This window comes from Pseudomonas sp. GW823-FHT06B06 (genome assembly GCF_058795195.1).
In genome coordinates this window covers 137,349-156,418 of record NZ_JBXAHO010000016.1, presented here as the reverse complement: position 1 = coordinate 156,418, position 19,070 = coordinate 137,349, and the positions used below count along the sequence as shown (strand labels likewise).

Here is a 19,070-nt window from a genome sequence, read left to right as displayed (position 1 = left end):
TCCATGGCCCAGCGCGGCTAAACCGGCGTCCTGCCGGTTTCCCCACTGCGCAATGCCTGCGTTCGGCCATCGTGGTTTAACGGGGCGCCTGCGATCAAAAACAAAAGCGAGGCGGCCTTAAAGCCGACCTGACTGTTACGGGTGTACCTGGATCCCCTGTGGGAGCCTGCTCGCGATGACTGAGTGTCAGACGACATCGATGTTGCCTTTCACACCGCTATCGCGAGCAGGCTCGCTCCCACAGGGTTTTTGTATCGTTTGACTGTTCGCGATCCCCGTCAAAAACCGCTATCTTCGCCGCCATTCGAAATGAGGCGAGCATGGGCTATCTACTTTTTGTCACGCTGATCCAGGCGTTTTCCTTCAGTTTGATCGGCGAGTACCTGGCCGGTCATGTCGACAGCTACTTCGCGGTGCTGATACGCGTGCTGTTGGCGGGGCTGGTGTTTATCCCGCTGACCCGCTGGCGTTCGGTGGAACCGGCCTTCATGCGCGGCATGCTGCTGATTGGCGCCCTGCAATTCGGTGTGACGTATGTCTGCCTGTACCTGAGCTTTCGCGTGCTGACGGTGCCGGAAGTGCTGCTGTTTACCATCCTCACGCCGCTGCACGTGACCCTGATCGAAGACGCGTTGAACCGTCGCTTCAACCCCTGGGCCCTGATCGCGGCACTGGTGGCGGTGGCGGGGGCCGCGGTGATTCGCTTCGACCGGATCAACCCGGACTTCTTCATGGGTTTCCTGCTGCTGCAACTGGCCAACTTCACCTACGCCGCCGGGCAGGTGCTCTACAAACATCTGGTCGCACGTCACCCCAGCGACTTGCCACATTACCGGCGTTTTGGCTATTTCTACCTGGGGGCATTGGCGGTGGCATTGCCGGCGTTCCTGTTGTTCGGCAAACAGAACTTCCTGCCTGAAGCACCGCTGCAATGGGCGGTGCTGTTGTTCCTCGGCCTGGTCTCGACCGCGCTGGGGCTGTACTGGTGGAACAAGGGCGCGTGCCTGGTGAATGGCGGGACGCTGGCGGTGATGAACAACCTGCATGTGCCGGTGGGGCTACTGATCAACCTGCTTATCTGGAATCAGCATGAAGAATTGGGACGATTATTGCTCGGTGGTTCGGTGATCTTGATGGCGGTGTGGATCAGCCGGTTGGGTGTACGCCAACCAGCCATCGCGCACTGATCCGTCGGCTTGCGCAAACGGCCGTCTATCATTCTAGCGTGCGCCTTTAAATCGACCGATTGAGAAAATAGAACGTCGATGTTTTTTTATAAGGCACTGTATGTGGCGCGTCCAAGGAGTCGAGCGCACACAAACTCAACAATTACCGGATTTCCGCCGAGCGTAGGTGAGACAAGAAAATGGCCAAAGCTGCCGATGTGGTTGTGCAATGCCTGGAAAGTGAAGGCGTCGAGTATGTATTCGGCATTCCCGGCGAGGAAAACCTTGACCTGCTTGAATCCCTACGCAAGTCGACGATCAAGCTTGTGCTGACGCGTCACGAGCAATCCGCCGGCTTCATGGCCGCCACCTACGGCCGCCTCACGGGTAAGACTGGCGTCAGTCTTTCCACCCTCGGCCCTGGTGCAACGAATTTGGTGACTGCCAGCGCGTACGCCTACCTGGGCGGCATGCCCATGATGATGATTACGGGTCAGAAGCCGATCAAGAAGTCCAAGCAAGGCCGTTTTCAGATCATTGACGTCTGCGGCATGATGGCGCCGATCACCAAGTACACCCACCAGTTCGCCTCGGCAGACAATATCCCGGCGCGGATGCGTGAAGCGTTTCGTCTCGCTGAAGAGGAGAAGCCCGGAGCCGTCCACTTGGAACTGCCGGAAGATATCGCCGCCGAGCAAACCGATAGCATGCCGATGCCGCGGAGCCTGCATCGCCGTCCATTGGCCGAGCACAAGGCTGTCGAGGCCGCCGTCGAGAAGTTGCAGAACGCTCGCAGTCCAATCCTGGTGATTGGCGCAGGTGCCAACCGCAAGATGACTGCCAAGGTTTTGAAGCAACTGATCGACGATACCGGCATTCCCTTTATCACCACCCAGATGGGCAAGGGCGTGGTTGATGAGCGCCACCCGCGCTTTCTCGGCAATGCCGCGTTGTCGTCGGGAGACTTCGTGCACCGCGCCGTCGAGGCTGCCGACCTGATTGTCAACATCGGCCACGATGTGATCGAGAAGCCGCCATTCTTCATGGTGCGTGGCGGCACCGAAGTCATCCACATCAACTTCCGCTCTGCTGAAGTCGATGCCGTGTATTTCCCGCAGATTGAAGTCATTGGCGATATCGCCAACGCCGTCTGGCAGATCGGCGAAGCGCTGAACGATACCAGCCATTGGGATTTCACACGGCTGATGGCGATTCGTGATGCGAACGAAGCCCAGATCATCGAAGGGGCGGACGACAACAGGTTCCCGGTCTACCCACAGCGCCTGGTTGCCGACATTCGTCGCGTGTTGCCTTCTGAAGGCATCGTTGCCCTGGACAATGGCATCTATAAGATCTGGTTTGCTCGCAACTACAAGGCTCACAAGCCCAACACCGTGCTGCTGGACAACGCGCTGGCGACCATGGGGGCAGGGCTGCCTTCGGCCATGGCCGCGCATTTGGTGTACCCGGATCGTCCGGTGATCTCCGTGTGTGGGGACGGCGGCTTCATGATGAACAGCCAGGAGTTGGAGACAGCGGTTCGCCTGAACATGAATTTGACCGTGGTGATCCTGCGGGACGACGGCTACGGCATGATTCGCTGGAAGCAGGCGAACATGGGTTTTACCGATTTCGGCCTGGATTACGGTAACCCGGACTTCGTTAAATACGCCGAGGCCTATGGCGCCAATGGTCACCGCGTGGAGAGCGCCGAGGGTTTCCTGCCGCTGCTGGAACACTGTGTCAAGACACCCGGTGTGCATGTGATCGACTGTCCTGTCGATTACAGCGAAAACGACCGCATACTGAACATGGAGTTGCGCCAGCGTAGCGCGGCCATTTGATTTCGCAGCAAGATTTTTTGACGGGCTCGTATACCTGATCGCGAGCATAGGCGGGCGCAGGCTGAAGCATTGAAGTCCTGGCAGGTGCAAATACAAAAGGGCCCTTCAAGGGCCCTTTTGGCGTATGCGTTGTCTGAACTCAATGGCCAATCAAGCCTGGCGCGCTGCCATTGCCGAGTAGCTGTTCATCAGGTTGCGGTAGTTCGGGATGCGCTGGGACAACAGGTTGCCCAGGCCTTCAATGTCGTTGCGCCAGTCACCCTGCAATTCGCAAGCGACCGAGAACCAGTTCATCATTTGCGCCCCGGCCTGGGTCATACGGTTCCAGGCTGCCTGTTGTACGGTGGAGTTGAAGGTGCCGGAAGAATCAGTGACTACGAACACTTCAAACCCTTCTGCGAGGGCAGACAACGTTGGGAAGGTCACGCAGACGTCAGTCACCACACCGGCGATGATCAGTTGCTTGCGACCGGTCGCCTTGATGGCCTTGACGAAGTCTTCGTTGTCCCAGGCGTTGATCTGGCCAGGTCGGGCTATGTAGGGCGCGTCCGGGAACATTTCCTTGAGTTCGGGTACCAGTGGGCCATTGGGGCCTTGTTCAAAGCTGGTGGTGAGGATGGTGGGCAGCTCGAAGAATTTTGCCACGTCGGCCAGTGCCAGCACGTTGTTCTTGAACTCGTTGGGCGAAAAGTCTTGAACCAGGGAAATCAGGCCAGTCTGGTGGTCAATCAACAAAACTACGGCGTCGTCTTTGTTCAGGCGGTTGTAGGTAGCGTTGCTCATGATGAAATCCTTTCGAGGTAGGTGAGTGGCTTCGTTCAACATGAGCACAGATTAGGGTTTGCGATGAGGCAGAAAAAGCCGGTGAAAAGCGTTTAACTGTCAACCTGGAAGAGACAATCTGGACAGGGTTTGCGTTGCTACATAACGTGTTTTTCGGCCTCCGGCATGTGGCTCGCGCCCAGCACCGCTGGCAACAGCCCGGCCCGCAAATCCCCGCCACTCGGCTGCTGATAAAGGCTCAAGCCAAACTCCGGCAACACCGCCAGCAGGTAATCGAAAATATCCCCCTGGATCCGCTCGTAATCGGCCCACGCCGTGGTGCGGGTGAAGCAGTAGATTTCCAGCGGAATACCTTGGGCCGTGGTCTGCATTTGTCGAACCATGCAGGTCATATTCGGCTGAATCTCTGGGTGACTCTTGAGATACGCCAGCGCATAAGCGCGAAATGTGCCGATATTGGTCATGCGCCGGCGGTTGGCCGACATCGCCGCGACATTGCCCTGGGCTTCGTTCCAGGCCTTGAGTTCGGCCTGTTTACGGCTGATGTAGTCGGTCAGCAGGTGTACCTGGGACAGCCTCAGTTCCTCGTCATCGCGGATGAACCGCACGCCACTGGCGTCGATGAACAGGCTGCGCTTGATCCGCCGGCCACCGGACTGTTGCATGCCGCGCCAGTTCTTGAATGATTCGGACATCAGGCGCCAGGTCGGGATCGAAACGATGGTCTTGTCGAAATTCTGCACCTTGACCGTATGCAGCGTGATGTCGACGACATCGCCATCGGCACCGACCTGTGGCATCTCGATCCAGTCGCCGACCCGCAGCATGTCGTTGCTGGTCAGCTGCACGCTGGCGACGAACGACAGCAGGGTGTCCTTGTAGACCAACAGGATTACCGCCGACATGGCGCCCAGGCCCGACAGCAGCAACAGCGGCGAACGGTCGATCAATGTGGCGACGATGATGATCGCGCCAAACACGTACAACACCATTTTCGCCAGTTGCACATAGCCCTTGATCGAGCGGGTGCGGGCGTGTTCGGTGCGGGCGTAGATGTCCAGCAGGGCATTGAGCAGGGCCGTGATCGACAGCAGCAGGAACAGAATGGTGAACGCCAGTGCCACGTTGCCGAGGAAGACCATCGCGGTTTTGCTCAGCTCAGGGACCAGGTGCAGGCCGAACTGGATGACCAGCGACGGTGTGATCTGTGCCAAGCGTTGGAACACCTTGTTGTGACGCAAGTCGTTGATCCAGTGCAGCGCCGGCTGGCGGCCGAGGATTTTGCTGGCGTGCAGGATCAGGTAGCGCGCCACTCGTCCGAGGACCAGGGCAATGACCAGCAACACCACCAGTGCCAGGCTGGTATGCACGAGCGGGTGCTGGTCAAGGGCACCCCAGAGGTCTTGGGCATTGAGCCAGAGCTGTTTGATATCCATGGGCAAAAACGATTCTTTAATGGGACACGGGGGACGATTAGAGCACTTAAGACGTTTTGTATGACCGTCGGTGACAAATCGGGCAATAAAAAAACCACTGTTTACCGCCTTTTGTACAAAGAAACTCGGCCTACGCGCTCGAAACCGGTAACCTATGCAGCTGTTTTTTTGTATTTCTTCGAGGTAGCACCCGTGTTTTCCGAATTCGCCTTGCACGAACGCCTGCTCAAAGCCGTGGCCGAGCTTAAATTTGTCGAGCCAACGCCAGTGCAAGCAGCGGCTATTCCGCTGGCGCTCCAAGGGCGTGACCTGCGGGTGACAGCGCAAACCGGTAGCGGCAAGACCGCTGCATTTGTCTTGCCGATCCTCAACCGCTTGATCGGCCCGGCCAAGATCCGTGTCAGCATCAAGACCCTGATCCTGCTGCCAACCCGCGAGCTGGCCCAACAAACCTTGAAAGAGGTTGAACGCTTCGCGCAGTTCACCTTCATCAAGTCCGGCCTGATCACCGGCGGTGAAGACTTCAAGGTCCAGGCTGCCATGCTGCGCAAGGTGCCTGACATCCTGATCGGTACGCCGGGGCGGATGATTGAGCAACTGAACGCCGGTAACCTCGATTTGAAAGAAGTCGAAGTGCTGGTGCTCGACGAAGCCGACCGCATGCTCGACATGGGTTTCGCCGAAGACGTGCAGCGTCTGGTGGATGAGTGCACCAACCGCCAGCAGACCATGTTGTTCTCCGCCACCACCGGTGGTTCTGGCTTGCGCGAGATGGTCGCCAAGGTGTTGAACAACCCTGAGCACCTGCAGCTCAACGCGGTCAGCCAGCTGAACGAGACCACCCGTCAGCAGATCATCACCGCTGACCACAACCAGCACAAAGAACAGATCGTCAACTGGCTGCTGGCCAACGAGACCTACCAGAAGGCCATCGTCTTCACCAACACCCGGGCCATGGCCGACCGCATCTATGGCCGCCTGGTAGCCCAGGAATACAAGGCGTTCGTGCTGCACGGCGACAAGGACCAGAAGGATCGCAAACTGGCGATCGACCGTCTGAAGCAGGGTGGGGTGAAAATCCTCGTGGCTACCGACGTTGCCGCTCGCGGCCTGGACGTGGACGGCCTGGACCTGGTGATCAACTTCGACATGCCGCGCAGCGGCGACGAATACGTACACCGTATCGGTCGTACTGGCCGCGCCGGCAACGATGGCCTGGCCATCTCGCTGATCTGCCACGGCGACTGGAACCTGATGTCGAGCATCGAGCGCTACCTCAAGCAGAGCTTCGAGCGTCGCACCATCAAGGAAGTCAAAGGCGCTTACGGCGGACCGAAAAAGGTCAAGGCCTCCGGCAAGGCTGTCGGCGTGAAGAAGAAAAAGACCGACGCCAAGGGCGACAAGAAAAAAGTCGCCGCCAAGACTCCAACCAAGCGCAAGAGCGTCAACCGGCCCAAGAGCGACTCTCTGGTCAGCAAAGACGGAATGGCCCCGCTCAAGCGTCGCAAGCCAGAAGCGCCGGCCGCTGAGTAAGCACCTCGGCTAGCCCAATAAAAACCCGGACAGTGTCCGGGTTTTTTACATCAAAAGATCGCAGCCTGCGGCAGCTCCTACACCAAATCACCGGTAGGAGCTGCCGCAGGCTGCGATCTTTTGATTTTTTGATCTATTGATCTTTAGCTTTCCGCTTTCTTCTCTGCGGTACCCAGTTCCTTTAGCCGCTGATCGATCAACTGGCACTTGTCCGGCAAATCCTTGGAAGCAGTGCCCAGATCCATCTTCTGCAACTCGTCGTTGATCTCCTTGGCCTTGGCCGGGTTCTGCTCGGTGAGCTTGGTGACTTCCTTGGCCAGCTGCTCGCGCTTGAGGGTGGCCTCCTCGGGAGTGCAGGCCCAAACGGGCAGGGCGCAGGCGAGGGTAGTGGCGAGGGTGAGTTTCAGCAGGATTTTCATCTGTCGGGCCTCGGTTCCGGTTAAGGCGGGTTAACCGGTTGAGGCTTGCAGCAGGGAAAAAGTTCACCCTCATCCCCCATGGCAGCAGCTCGTCGGTGCTTTATCCTCATACCGATCATGATGTCGCACCCAATCCATGATTTCATCTTCGTTGCGTCCCTTGGGCGTCAGGTCGAGGTAGTTGTAGGTCCCTACCAGCAGGTCCAGCCCTCGGGCATAAGTGGAGTAGGTGTGGAAAATCTCGCCGGTGTCGTTGCGATAAAACACACTGAGGCCGGGAAGCTCTTCTTCCGAACCGTCGGTTTTTTCGTAGTTGTAGGTGGCCCTTCCGGCGGCGACGTCTTCGGGGCGGGCCGTCACACCGAAGTCATAATTGAAATCACAGCCTTCGGACGACACCCAGTCGAATTTCCAGCCCATGCGCCGCCTGAACGCCTGGAACTGGGCGAACGGTGCGTGGGATACCGCCACCACAGAGACATCGTGGTGCGCCAGATGCTGGTTCGCCCCGTCGATGTGGTCGGACAGGAAAGAGCAACCTGGGCAGCCTTCGTCCCAGCCGTCGGCGAACATGAAATGGTAAATGACCAACTGGCTTCGGCCACCGAACAGGTCGGCGAGTTTCAGTTCACCGTCAGGCCCCTGGAAGTGGTAGTCCTTGTCGATTTTCACCCAGGGCAAGGCGCGGCGCTCTGCGCTGAGCCTGTCCCGCTCCTTGGTGAAGGCTTTTTCATGGGCCAGGTGTTGTTTGCGCGCGGCGAGCCATTCTTCCCGCGACACAACGGGGTGGTTCTGAATATTCATTTGGTTTTCTCCTGCGTGATGCGGGGAGGCGACTTACACAGCCTAGTCGTTTGGTGTACCGGCAAATCGACATACCGTCGGTCGGTAGCGGTATGGAAACTCGGGCTGAACGGCTGCCGTGCTCTTTTGTCACAACTATGAAGACCCTCTCACTCACGGCTACCGGAGGTTGATTCAGGATGATGACTTATAACTGGGATTTGATTGAGCGCTTGCTGCACGAAGTGCAGAACGGTGAGGCTAGCTTTACCCCGCGCCACTACGCCGAACAGTACGCCGCGCAGAAAGCCGCTGAAGGTGAGCAGCCTGAAAACCTGGACCACCTTGAGGCGGTGGCCGGCGAGTATGAAAAGTTACTGTTAATGCGCGGTTATATCAAGCCGCGGCCCGAAGAGCAGGGCGGTACCGGTTCGAACTACATTTTAACGATGCGTGGTTCGAGGCTGTTGAGCCTGATTGACAGCAGTATTCCGGGCGATGAGCATCCGCGTCAGGTGCTGGACGAGCAGGAGGACGCATTAAACGAATTGACGTTTGATGAAGTGGCTTCCAAAGCGCAGATTGCCTGATTGTATTTAATGCTCCTGTGGGAGCGAGCTGGCTCGCTCCCACGATGTATACGTGGCATTCAACCTGATCTGAGACACTTCAAATCACTGAAATCCTTCTTCACGCCCTCGATCTTCGTCAACAAACGCTCACGTTGTTGTGGCGTACTTTGCGCCATCAAATCCACAAACAGCGCCCGCGCCTGGGCTTCGGTGTTGGCGAAGGCCTGTCGATAGGCGGGTGTCCATAAGCTTTCGCGGTTGACCAGGAGCGTCTCGATTCGCTGTGGGAATTGTGGTGCCTGGCGCTGCGCCACGGCGGCACTGAACTGTTTCTGCCAGTGGACGCGGTTGGCAATCCACTCGGTGTTCTGGTCGCCCAAGGCATTCGACCAGGCCATGACTCGCTGTTGTTGCGAGGGGCCGAGTGGTCCGAGCCATTCATTCAGGCGCTTCACCATGCGCTCGCCACGCTGTTTTATCTGCTGGTCCAGCGGTGGTTTCACGTATCGCTCCTGGCGCTTGCGCTGGTCCTTGGCGAAGGCCTCATTCATTTCCGCGACCTGATTGTCGTCCAGGCCTTGCAGCAATTCGATGGCTGACGGGGTGATTTCCCGGGCTGTTTCGGCAATCGCTTTTTCGGCCTCCGCCGTTCGCGCCTTCAGTGCGTCATCGGTGACCTGATTGGTCGCGATCATGGTCTGCAAGCGGTCCAGCCAGTCGAGATAACCCGGCATTTGTGTCGTGCAATGCCAGCTCAGGTGTTCCTTCAGGCGTTCATTGAGCCAGCTTTTCTGCTCGCCGTTCATGTCCAGGTAATCGCTGAGCGTCCAGGGAATGATCACGTCGAGGTTGCGATAAGCCAGGCCCATGCGGTTGCACGCGCCGAGGGCGAGGGTGAACATGAGCACAAAGGCAATGTGTTTGATCCAGCGTGACATGGGCGAATCCTTGCGAAGCCTGGTTTCTGGCGCTGATTCTCATCTGAACGCGCAATGAACCCGGCAGTTCAGCCCATCAGTAGAAGGTGTGTTCGGCCTTGAGGGTGAGGAGTGCGTCGCACTGGCTGTTTTGCCCGGTATAGGCTGAACAATAGCTGCCGCTGAGGCTGGAATCGCTATAGATTAAATCGAGGTCGATGCCCATGAACGGTCGGGACAGTTTTACCGACCAATCGGTGAAGCTGCCGACATACCCACCGTCCACGGCGACCGGCGTGTTCAACTGATGGGTGGTGTATTTCATGCTGACGCCGATGCCGAACGGCTGGTTGCCGCGCAGGTCGGCAAACAGCGTGCTGTTCTGCTTGTCTGGATCGTTGCTCAAGGCTGCGCCGAAGCGGCTGCCCAGCAGGGTCAGGCCACCGAAGATTTCCTGGCTGTCGAGGGTCGCAACTTCGGGGTAGCTGTAATGGATGATGCCCACTTCGTAGCCGAGGACCTGGTCGAAGGGTTGCTTGAAGCCCGCGTAAGAGTCGATTTCAAGGTTTTTTCCCGGGCTGATGCCCATGCTCGGCGACCATTGGCCGACGTAGAAACCGCTGTCATGGGTCAGGTCCAGGCCGCCATGGAACGAGCCGATGGCCGATGGCTTGACGAGGCCTTGGGCCATGCTGCGGCTGGGACTGCTCCCGAGCTTGAGGTCGAAATCCCCCAACTCGCGTTGAAAGATTTGCCCGTGCACCGCCTGGCTCGCCAGCAGGCCGCCGAGCAGCAAGGATAAAAAAGAAGGTGTGCGCATGCGTCACTCCATGAACTGCGGACAGGCTAAGGCCTGCTGAAACGCTTGATCTAGACGCGTGCAAGGATACCGACGAATAATTAGCCGCGTAGGCCGTTCGTCGATTTTTACAAGAAAGGAGGGTCAGGCGAGGATGTTGCCAGGTTCCAGTCCAAGCGCTTCGAAGCTCAAAGCGCTTAGGGACCAGGTGCAGCGCAGGCTATTACTTCTTGCCCAGGGTGATCTGCTTGGATGGGCCGAACGACTGGCCGCTGACACCTTTGGCAATTTGCTGGATTTCACCACCGGATTTGAGGAACGCAGCGATCTGGTTGTTGATCGATTCGCTGGTTTCGACGGCTGGAGCTGGCTTTGCTTTGCTGTTGGATGCTTTTACGCGCATGGCGGCCATTAACCTGTAGAAAATTAACTTGGCCAGGCATCGTACAGGATTAACTGCCTATTTGCTTGGCAAATATCCGCTGGGGCACATTGAGCGGGGGGCCATAATTGGTAAGTTGTATTTTGAAATATCGCCCTAAGCCGCTGTTTTAACTAAGAACCTGGTGAAAATAGAGCGTTTTCGCCTTGGGCGGGCGGCAAGGACAATCGCCGCTCCGGTCTGACGAGCGGCGGCCAGAAAATGGCAAAACCGGGAAAAACTAAGGCTTTGCAGGGAATTTCTGGCGCCATCGGGCTGACTGGCGATCCTGGCCGCTAAAACCGGGTAGAATGCCGCCACGCAATGAGGGTATTGGACATGGCTTTAGTCGGGCGTTACAACAGTTTGCAAGTAGTTAAACACACTAACTTCGGTTTATATCTGGACGGTGGCGCGGATGGCGAAATCCTGTTGCCTAATCGTTATATTCCAAAAGATATTCCCAGTGAAGATGAAGACTGGCTAAACGTTTTTGTTTATCTGGACAGCGATGACAAACTCATCGCAACGACTGAAAAGCCGAAAGTTCAAGTCGGTGAATTCGCCAGTTTGAAAGTTGTGGAAGTCAACAGCATTGGCGTATTCCTGGATTGGGGGCTGCCCAAAGACCTGCTGCTGCCGTATTCGGAAGAAAAACGCCAGATGACGGCCGGGGAATACGCCGTGGTGCATGTCTACCTCGACAAGCATACCCGTCGCATTACGGCGACCGCGCGCCTGGATCGGTACCTGGACAAGACGCCCGCCAACTACACCCCAGGCCAGGAAGTTGACTTGCTGGTGGCCGAAGCCACCGACATGGGTTTCAAGGCCATCATTAACAACAAGCACTGGGGCCTGATTCACAAGAACGAAATCTTCAAGTTCATGCGCGCTGGCAAGGAAGAGAAGGGCTTCATCAAGGAAGTTCGTAGCGACGGCAAGATCAGCCTGAGCCTGCAGCCCGTAGGCGTCGAAGCGGCCAGTAGCCTGAACTCCAAGATCCTCGCCAAGTTACGCGAGAACAACGGCAGCCTGGCAGTCAGCGACAAAAGCGATCCGACCCTGATCAGCAGCATGTTCGGCGTCAGCAAGGGCAACTTCAAAAAGGCTATCGGCGCGTTGTACAAGAACGGCCAGATCGTGATTCATGCCGATCGTATCGAATTGAGCTGAGTCGCCCATGTGCTTTGATGTCGAGGTATCAGGGTGAGCGCCACCCGGCGCAGCGCCGATGGATTTGCCCTGCAAGTGATGGTGGGGTTGTGCCTGGTCTGGGGCATCCAGCAGGTGATGATCAAGTGGGCGGCGCCCGATATTGCGCCGGTCATGCAGGCAGCGGGGCGTTCGGGTATGTCCGCGCTGCTGGTGGGGTTGTTGATCTGCTGGAAGGGCGGCTGGGATCAGGTAGGCGCCACCTGGCGTGGCGGGCTGTTGGCCGGGGCCTTGTTTGGCCTGGAGTTCCTGTTCATTTCCGAAGGCCTGCAATTGACCACGGCGGCGCACATGTCGGTGTTCCTCTACACCGCGCCGATTTTTACGGCGTTGGGCGTGCACTGGTTGCTGCCGAGTGAGCGTCTGCGGCCTGTGCAATGGCTGGGCATTTTCCTGGCCTTCGTCGGGATCGGCATTGCGTTTGCTGCAGGGGTGTCCTGGGATAACCTCGATCGCCGCATGTTGCTGGGCGATGCGTTGGGGGTACTGGCGGGGGCTTGCTGGGGGGCGACCACTGTGGTGGTGCGCGCGTCGCGTCTGTCGGAGGCGCCGGTGACCCTGACTTTGTTTTACCAGTTGATCGTCGGTTTTGTCGGCCTGCTGCTGATTGCATTGCTCAGCGGCCAGATTACCCATGTCAGCTTGACCGGCGTCGCGCTGGCCAGTGTGCTGTTCCAGGGCATCGTGGTGTCGTTCTTCAGCTATCTGGTCTGGTTCTGGTTGCTGCGCCGTTATCTGGCGGCCAACCTCGCGGTTTTTTCATTCATGACGCCCTTGTTTGGCGTCACGTTCGGGGTTGTCCTGCTGGGGGAGGCGCTGAGCCTCAACTTCGTCATCGGTGCCGTGCTGGTGTTGCTGGGGATTACCTTCGTCAGCGCTGAACAGTGGGTACGTCGCCGGTTGCGCAGGGTCCTTGGGCAGGCTTGAACGGCTGGCATGCAGGCCGCCCGCGGTCTGTGATGCGCCAAGATGAAGTCAGGCCGTCGGATTGTGATCCATTCAGTAACAGATCGTTGTGATGTTCGACGAGCATTGCTCGACACTTCGGACTATTATCAGTGCGAAGCGGCTACAGAATTCCGGTCGCCCGGCACTACCCTGAAGGGGGCATCATGAAAGAGAAAATTCAAAACTGGCTGCACGACTTGGGTGTTGCACTCGGTTTGATCGAACCGCCTCTGCAACCTGTGCCTATTCGCACCGACGACGAACAGCGCCGACGCCAGCAGCGTCGCCGGTAATCGCGACGCCGTCTTTGCAGCAGCAGCCAAGGGCTGCTGCTCGCTGCTCCATGCGCAGTGATGCGTGCAGGAAGATCGGCCAGGTCAATGCCGACCGATCTCCATCAAGAACCGGCTCAAGTCGTTCGCCGTCCTGGCGGTCTTGAGCATCTGGTCTTCCTCGGCGGTGAAAGCCGTCAAGCCAAGTTCGTCTTCGAGATGGAAGATCAAGTCTTCGATATCCGCTTTATCCAATCCCAACTGCGCCAGGCTGGCGTTGTCGTCGAAGTCAACCTGGCCTTCCAGCAGACGGCTGATGAAGTGATGTACAGCGGCACGCACGGCAGCTTTCTTCATGGCGGGTCTTCTACGATTGTGGTGACTGTCCCTGCTGGTTGTTCCTGAGGTTGAGTACAGCAGGCTTCAGGCGTGTGAGCGCTGCCACTGGTCAATCATGTGCCGCAGATGGTCCCCGGAAAAACTGCCGAAGTGCCCGCCATGTACCGTACGGATCGGCAGGGCGCGCAAGCGCTGCAAACTGCGTGCGTAATCATCGAGGTTGGAGTGGTAGGCGTCTTCGATCAACGGCCCATCGTAGATGATGTCGCCGCTGAACAGGGTCTCGGTGGCCGCTTCGTACAGGCTGATGCCGCCAGGGGAGTGGCCGGGGGTGTGCAGCACTTGCAAGACCCGATTACCCAGGTCCAGTACGTCGCCTTCGTCGATCGTGGCGGTGGCCGGTGCAGCCTTGACCCGATACTCGGCGTAGCACAATGGGCAGTCGGGGTGCGCTTCGAACATGTCATCGCCGACAAAGGCTTTGCTCAAGTCGTTTTCGCCGTCCGGCGCGGCGAGGATGTCCGCTTCGGCCGGGTGTACCAGGCGCTCGGCGAATTCGTGATGCCCGGCAATGTGGTCGAAATGGCAGTGACTGGCCACTGCCACCAAGGGTCGCTCGGTAATCCACGGCAGCTGTTCGCGCAGGCTGACCAGCCCCGAGCCGCTGTCGAGTAGCAGGTCTTTGTCGCGGCCTTGTATGTGCCAGAGGTTGCAGCGATAGAAGGGGCGAATGTAAGGCTCGTGAATCAGGCGGATGCCATCACTGAGCTGTTTGACTTCGAACCAGTGATCGCGGCTGACGATCTTCATGGGCGGTTTCCTTCAGGCGAAAAAAAACGAGTGTGGCAACCGACGCCACACTCGTCGAAGAAAGCATCAAGTCGTTATGTTTCAGCTTAGGCGGCGCTTGCCTGCATCGCGGGGCGAGGGGACAACAGGCTGACCACCACGAAGCTCACCAGGCCTACGGCGAGGCTGTAGTAGATCGGCGTATTGGCGTCCAGGCCGTCCTTGAACATGAACACCAGTGCGGTGGCGAATCCCAGGCCCATGCTGGCGATGGCGCCGGCGGTGGTGGCGCGTTTCCAGAAGATAGCGCCAATCAGCGGAACCAGCATGCCGCCCACCAACAGGTTGTAGGCCAGGGTCAGGGCGCTGATCACGTCGTTTACGACCAAGGCGATACCCAACACCACGACACCGGTCAGCAGGGTAACCAGGCGGTTCAGGCCCAGGCTCGACTGTTTGCCGCCGCGCAGTTTTGGCAGCAGGTCTTCGGTCAGGGTGGTAGCGGCGGCGAGCAGGCCGGCGCTGGCGGTGGACATCATGGCAGCCAGTGCGGCAGCGATCACCAGGCCGCGGATACCGTCCGGCAGGGACAGTTTGACGATGGCGGCGAAAGCGTTGTTGACGTTGTCCAGGTCCGGGATCAGGACGTGAGCGGCCATGCCGATCAGGGCGCAGGCCAGACCGTAGAGAATGCAGTAGACACCGGCGAACGTACCGGCGACCTGGGCCACCTTGGCGGTCTTGACGGTGAACACCCGTTGCCAGATGTCCTGGCCGATCAGGATGCCAAAGAAGTAGATCATGAAGTAGGTGATGATGGTGTCCCAGCCGATGGTGGTGAAGCTGAAGCTTGCCGCCGGCAGTTTCAACACCAGTTCATCCCAACCGCCGACGCGGTACAGGCAGATTGGCAACAGGATGAACATCAGGCCCACGGTCTTGATGACGAACTGGACGATGTCGGTCAGGGTCAGCGACCACATGCCGCCAATGGCCGAATAGACCACCACGACGCCACCGCCGAGCAGGACCGAGACCCAGAACGGCAGGCCGAACAGCACTTGCAGCACGGTGCCGATGGCCAGGATCGAGGTCACGCCGATCATCAGCGCGTACGCCAGCATGATTGCCGCGCTCGCGGAGCGCGCCATCGGGTTGTAGCGTTTTTCCAGCACCTGGGTGACGGTGTAGATCTTCAGTTTCAACAGCGGTTTTGCGAGGAAGAGGTTCAGCGCGACGATCCCGCAACCCAGTGCGGCGCACAGCCAGAAACCGGAGATGCCATGCACGTAGCCCAGGCGCACGGTGCCCACGGTGGACGCGCCGCCCAGGACGGTGGCAGCCATGGTGCCCATGTACAGGCTCGGGCCGAGGTTACGACCGGCGACCAAAAAGTCTTCGTTGGTCTTGGCCTTGCGCATGCCGTAATAGCCGAGTATCAGCATCGCGGCGGCGTAGATGAGTACGACGAATAAATCCAAAGCCATTGTGGCGTGTCTCCGATTGTCTTTTTTATGTGAAACAAAAGCGTTTCTGTGGGGCTGCTTTCTGTGGGAGCGAGCCTGCTCGCGAAAGCGGTCTGTCAGTCACATCAGGGTTGAATGTGCCGCCGTCTTCGCGAGCAAGCCCGCTCCCACAGGTGGATCTGCGTCAGGCCGGCTGACGCAGATCAGGTTTTGTCGTAATGCTTGTGCGCTTGCTACGTGAATCATTGGGTCCGAACACCTCGCTCGATTCCGGGAACAGGCTCAGCAGCGCCAGGTACACCAGCGAGGCCAGGCCCAGGGTGACCGGCAGGCTGATGTCGATACCGCCAGCCATTTCGCCCAGTGGTCCGACGAATTGCCCCGGCAGGTTCACGAAGCACAGGCCGACAGCCGCGCTCGGGATCCAGGCACCCAGGCCACGCCAGTTCCAGCCGTGGGTGAACCAGTAGCGGCCACCTTTCTCGCCACGGGTAAACACTTGCAGGTCATCCGGGCAGTAGAAGCCGCGACGCACCAGCAGGCCGATGATCATGATCACCATCCAGGGGGTGGTGCAGGTGATGATCAGCACGGCGAAGGTCGAGACGCTCTGCACCAGGTTCGCCGCGAAGCGACCGATGAAGATGAAGGCAATCGACATCACACCGATCAGCAGCGTGGCCTTGACCCGCGACAGTACCCGGGGGAACACGCTGGACATGTCCAGGCCAGTGCCGTACAGCGAAGTCGTACCCGTGGACATGCCGCCGATCACCGCAATCAGGCAGACAGGCAGGAAGAACCAGCTCGGCGATACCGCCAGCAAGCCGCCGACATAGTTGTTGGCTGCGATGTAGTCCGGTGCCTTGATCGCTACGATGGTGGCGGTGGTCAGGCCGAACAGGAACGGGATGAAGGTCGCGATCTGCGAAATCACCACCGCTGCCATGATCCGGCGCTTGGAGGTCTCACGCGGAATGTAGCGCGACCAGTCGCCCAGGAACGCCCCGAAGGAGATCGGGTTGCTCATGGCCACCAGCGCGGCGCCGATAAACGCCGCCCAGAAACCCGGTTGTCCCATGTTCACGGTGCCGGCGTAGTTAACATCGAAGGGACCTGCGAACGCGAAAACGCCCAGCAGGAACAACAGGCTGGCGCTCCACACTGCGATCTTGTTGACCCATAGCAGGAAACGGAAACCATAGATGCACACGGTCAGCACCAGGATCGCGAACAGACCGTAGGCCAGGCCCAGGGTCAGGTCGGTTTCCGGCAGGCCGATCAGGCGCTTGGCGCCACCGATCAGCGCATCACCCGAACTCCATACCGACAGCGAGAAGAAGGCGATGGCGGTCAGCAGCGACAGGAACGAACCGACGATCCGCCCGTGCACGCCGAAGTGCGCTCCGGAAGACACGGCGTTGTTGGTCCCGTTGATCGGGCCGAACAGGCCCATCGGCGCGAGGATCAGCGAACCCAGCAACACGCCCAGCACAATCGCCAGTACGCCCGCCTGAAAGGACAGGCCAAACAGCACCGGGAAGCTGCCGAGTACGGCGGTGGCAAAGGTGTTGGAACCCCCGAAAATCATCCGGAACAAGTCCGTCGGGCCTGCGGTGCGTTCGTTGTCCGGGATCTGTTCGACCCCGTGGGTTTCAATTTGCGTAAGGCTTTGGTCGTTGTTGTTGTTATTCATGATCTGCTCCGATCATAAAGGCGCGCTCATCGTGCGTGAGCGTCACCTGTGTTGGCTAAGGGGATGGCAGCCCTTCCGGCATCGCGGACAAATGTTCGTGGCAGGCCAGCCATAGGCCTTGTTGTTCTTGGCCAGACGCTTGTTTCCTGAAAACAATCGTCTCGCGCTCCTGGCTAAAGTGCTGCTCCCCTTGCATGCGCAGCTCGGTGGCCACGTCATGGATGAAAATCGCCGCGTCACCTTGCAGGCTGACGAAAGCGTTGCTCGAGGTGCATGAGAGCACCTCGAAGCCGTCCTCGGCGCGCCAGCTGTCCCACAATGCCTGGTAGGCATCGCGCGACAGCAGGGGCTGTTCGAGGGTGTAGAAGACGAAGCTGGCATCGGCGCTGAACGCGCCGAAGTAGGCTTCGCGATCGTTGCGGGCGAAGGCGGATACCAGATCGGCAGCCGCTTTCAATACCTGATCGCGTTCATTCATGACCGATACTCAGCGATGGACCACACCAGGCAGTACGCAGAGCATTTCGTACAGCAGGTTGGCGGCCAGCAGCGAGGTGTTGCCGGTGGTGTCGTAAGCGGGCGAGACTTCTACCAGATCGCAACCGACCAGGTCCAGGCCTTGGCAGCCACGAACGATCTCGATTGCCTGAATGGTCGTCAGGCCACCGATTTCCGGGGTGCCGGTGCCAGGTGCCCAGGCCGGGTCGATACCGTCGATGTCGAAGCTCAGGTACACCGGACCGCCGCCGACTTTCTCGCGCACTTCGGCCATCAATGGTGCCAGGGATTTGTGCCAGCACTCTTCGGCCTGAACCACGCGGAAGCCCTGGTTGCGGCTCCAGTTGAAATCGTCAGCGGTGTAGCCCTGGGCGCGCAGACCGATCTGGACCACACGGTCCGGGTCGATCAGGCCTTCTTCGACGGCGCGACGGAACGTGGTTCCGTGGGCGATTTTCTCGCCGAACATGTGATCGTTCACATCGGCGTGGGCGTCGATGTGCACCAGGCCGACCTTGCCGTGCTTTTTATGGATGGCACGCAGGATCGGCAAGGTGATGGTGTGGTCGCCACCCAGCGTCAGGGGGATCACATCGTGTTCGAGGATATTGTCGTAGGATTCTTCGATGATCCGTACGGCATCCAGCAGGTTGAAGGTGTTGATCGCCACGTCGCCGATATCGGCAACCGACAGCGAATCGAACGGCGCAGCGCCAGTGGCCATGTTGTACGGGCGAATCATCACCGATTCAGCGCGAATTTCGCGAGGCCCGAAGCGGGTGCCAGGGCGCAGGGAAGTGCCGATGTCCAGCGGCACGCCGACAAAAGCGGCGTCCAGACCTGCAGCGGTCGGTACGTGGGGGAGTCGCATCATGGTGGCGATGCCGCCGAAGCGCGGCATTTCGTTGCCGCCCAGTGGTTGGTGAAGAATCTTGTCCACGGGTAAGGCCTCATCGTCGTTGTTTTATTTATTGGGTTTCGCCGTTCACGGAGGGCACGGGCGAACCTTGTGGCAGCGATTCTGCGAAATGTAGTGGCCGGGAAGAATCGCTACGGGCAAATACTTAGTTCAGATTTTTCTAAACTAATGGAAGTGGGAGAGATAGACTTCACAGGTTGAACGCCGCAACCCATGTGGGAGCGGGCTTGCTCGCGAAGGCGTCGTGTCAGTCGA

20 protein-coding genes are annotated in these 19,070 nt (G+C 58.7%); 7 read left to right on the top strand and 13 right to left on the bottom strand.

Annotated features, from left to right (window positions below):
- The first annotated feature begins 320 nt into the window (after positions 1–320).
- Together AC1Q8Q_RS16915 and AC1Q8Q_RS16910 are read left to right on the top strand one after the other, a co-directional pair.
- On the top strand, positions 321–1,187 hold the full coding sequence (locus AC1Q8Q_RS16915; RefSeq protein ID WP_020795416.1) for a carboxylate/amino acid/amine transporter: 867 nt from the start codon (positions 321–323) through the stop codon (positions 1,185–1,187).
- Positions 1,188–1,366: 179 nt separating this feature from the next.
- A complete protein-coding gene (locus tag AC1Q8Q_RS16910; RefSeq protein WP_020795415.1) occupies positions 1,367–3,010 on the top strand; it encodes an acetolactate synthase large subunit in 1,644 nt (547 codons plus the stop codon).
- Between the two features lie 150 nt (positions 3,011–3,160).
- Here AC1Q8Q_RS16910 and ycaC read toward each other — a convergent pair whose 3' ends face one another.
- Positions 3,161–3,793, bottom strand: coding sequence for an isochorismate family cysteine hydrolase YcaC (gene ycaC, locus AC1Q8Q_RS16905; protein WP_033043018.1), 633 nt, complete (start codon positions 3,791–3,793; stop codon positions 3,161–3,163).
- Between the two features lie 137 nt (positions 3,794–3,930).
- Positions 3,931–5,229, bottom strand: a complete 1,299-nt coding sequence (locus tag AC1Q8Q_RS16900; protein WP_033043017.1) for a mechanosensitive ion channel family protein — start codon at positions 5,227–5,229, stop codon at positions 3,931–3,933.
- A gap of 192 nt (positions 5,230–5,421) precedes the next feature.
- Between AC1Q8Q_RS16900 and AC1Q8Q_RS16895 the strand changes: the two genes are divergently transcribed.
- Entirely contained in the window at positions 5,422–6,762 is a 1,341-nt protein-coding gene (locus AC1Q8Q_RS16895; RefSeq protein ID WP_033043023.1) for a DEAD/DEAH box helicase, read from the top strand.
- A gap of 143 nt (positions 6,763–6,905) precedes the next feature.
- Here AC1Q8Q_RS16895 and AC1Q8Q_RS16890 read toward each other — a convergent pair whose 3' ends face one another.
- Both AC1Q8Q_RS16890 and AC1Q8Q_RS16885 read right to left on the bottom strand, forming a co-directional pair.
- Positions 6,906–7,181, bottom strand: coding sequence for a hypothetical protein (locus tag AC1Q8Q_RS16890; RefSeq protein ID WP_033043015.1), 276 nt, complete (start codon positions 7,179–7,181; stop codon positions 6,906–6,908).
- Positions 7,182–7,250: 69 nt separating this feature from the next.
- On the bottom strand, positions 7,251–7,985 hold the full coding sequence (locus AC1Q8Q_RS16885; RefSeq protein ID WP_168757427.1) for a DUF899 domain-containing protein: 735 nt from the start codon (positions 7,983–7,985) through the stop codon (positions 7,251–7,253).
- Between the two features lie 179 nt (positions 7,986–8,164).
- Between AC1Q8Q_RS16885 and AC1Q8Q_RS16880 the strand changes: the two genes are divergently transcribed.
- On the top strand, positions 8,165–8,554 hold the full coding sequence (locus AC1Q8Q_RS16880) for a transcriptional regulator (protein ID WP_492615273.1): 390 nt from the start codon (positions 8,165–8,167) through the stop codon (positions 8,552–8,554).
- 59 nt (positions 8,555–8,613) lie between these two features.
- Here the strand turns inward: AC1Q8Q_RS16880 and AC1Q8Q_RS16875 are convergent, their stop codons facing one another.
- From AC1Q8Q_RS16875 to AC1Q8Q_RS16865, 3 genes are all read right to left on the bottom strand, one after another.
- On the bottom strand, positions 8,614–9,474 hold the full coding sequence (locus AC1Q8Q_RS16875; protein WP_020795408.1) for a DUF6279 family lipoprotein: 861 nt from the start codon (positions 9,472–9,474) through the stop codon (positions 8,614–8,616).
- A gap of 76 nt (positions 9,475–9,550) precedes the next feature.
- Positions 9,551–10,273 carry a TorF family putative porin gene (locus AC1Q8Q_RS16870; protein ID WP_020795407.1) on the bottom strand — a complete coding sequence of 241 codons (723 nt, stop codon included), beginning with the start codon at positions 10,271–10,273 and terminating at the stop codon, positions 9,551–9,553.
- A 202-nt stretch (positions 10,274–10,475) separates the two neighbouring features.
- Positions 10,476–10,664, bottom strand: coding sequence for a PFL_1563 family small protein (locus AC1Q8Q_RS16865; RefSeq protein WP_020795406.1), 189 nt, complete (start codon positions 10,662–10,664; stop codon positions 10,476–10,478).
- 348 nt (positions 10,665–11,012) lie between these two features.
- Here AC1Q8Q_RS16865 and AC1Q8Q_RS16860 point away from each other — a divergent pair, with 348 nt between their 5' ends.
- The 3 genes from AC1Q8Q_RS16860 (at position 11,013) to AC1Q8Q_RS16850 (ending at position 13,129) form a co-directional block, all read left to right on the top strand.
- Positions 11,013–11,849 (top strand): CvfB family protein, encoded by an 837-nt coding sequence (locus tag AC1Q8Q_RS16860; protein WP_020795405.1) that lies wholly within the window; start codon positions 11,013–11,015, stop codon positions 11,847–11,849.
- Positions 11,850–11,882: 33 nt separating this feature from the next.
- Positions 11,883–12,815 carry a DMT family transporter gene (locus AC1Q8Q_RS16855; RefSeq protein WP_020795404.1) on the top strand — a complete coding sequence of 311 codons (933 nt, stop codon included), beginning with the start codon at positions 11,883–11,885 and terminating at the stop codon, positions 12,813–12,815.
- A gap of 185 nt (positions 12,816–13,000) precedes the next feature.
- Complete coding sequence (locus AC1Q8Q_RS16850) at positions 13,001–13,129, top strand: PA1414 family protein (RefSeq protein ID WP_007914492.1); 129 nt, start codon at positions 13,001–13,003, stop codon at positions 13,127–13,129.
- Between the two features lie 84 nt (positions 13,130–13,213).
- Here the strand turns inward: AC1Q8Q_RS16850 and AC1Q8Q_RS16845 are convergent, their stop codons facing one another.
- From AC1Q8Q_RS16845 to speB, 6 genes are all read right to left on the bottom strand, one after another.
- Positions 13,214–13,465 (bottom strand): phosphopantetheine-containing protein, encoded by a 252-nt coding sequence (locus tag AC1Q8Q_RS16845; RefSeq protein WP_033040242.1) that lies wholly within the window; start codon positions 13,463–13,465, stop codon positions 13,214–13,216.
- Positions 13,466–13,531: 66 nt separating this feature from the next.
- Positions 13,532–14,257, bottom strand: a complete 726-nt coding sequence (locus AC1Q8Q_RS16840) for an MBL fold metallo-hydrolase (RefSeq protein WP_020795401.1) — start codon at positions 14,255–14,257, stop codon at positions 13,532–13,534.
- 86 nt (positions 14,258–14,343) lie between these two features.
- A complete protein-coding gene (locus AC1Q8Q_RS16835; protein WP_083348415.1) occupies positions 14,344–15,723 on the bottom strand; it encodes a sodium:solute symporter family protein in 1,380 nt (459 codons plus the stop codon).
- Between the two features lie 163 nt (positions 15,724–15,886).
- The gene (locus tag AC1Q8Q_RS16830) at positions 15,887–17,398 is read right to left on the bottom strand and encodes a purine-cytosine permease family protein (protein WP_492615272.1); all 1,512 of its coding nucleotides are present in this window, start codon (positions 17,396–17,398) and stop codon (positions 15,887–15,889) included.
- Between the two features lie 55 nt (positions 17,399–17,453).
- Positions 17,454–17,876, bottom strand: coding sequence for a YybH family protein (locus tag AC1Q8Q_RS16825; RefSeq protein ID WP_020795398.1), 423 nt, complete (start codon positions 17,874–17,876; stop codon positions 17,454–17,456).
- 9 nt (positions 17,877–17,885) lie between these two features.
- A complete protein-coding gene (gene speB, locus AC1Q8Q_RS16820) occupies positions 17,886–18,836 on the bottom strand; it encodes an agmatinase (protein ID WP_008060136.1) in 951 nt (316 codons plus the stop codon).
- Between the last annotated feature and the right edge of the window lie 234 nt (positions 18,837–19,070).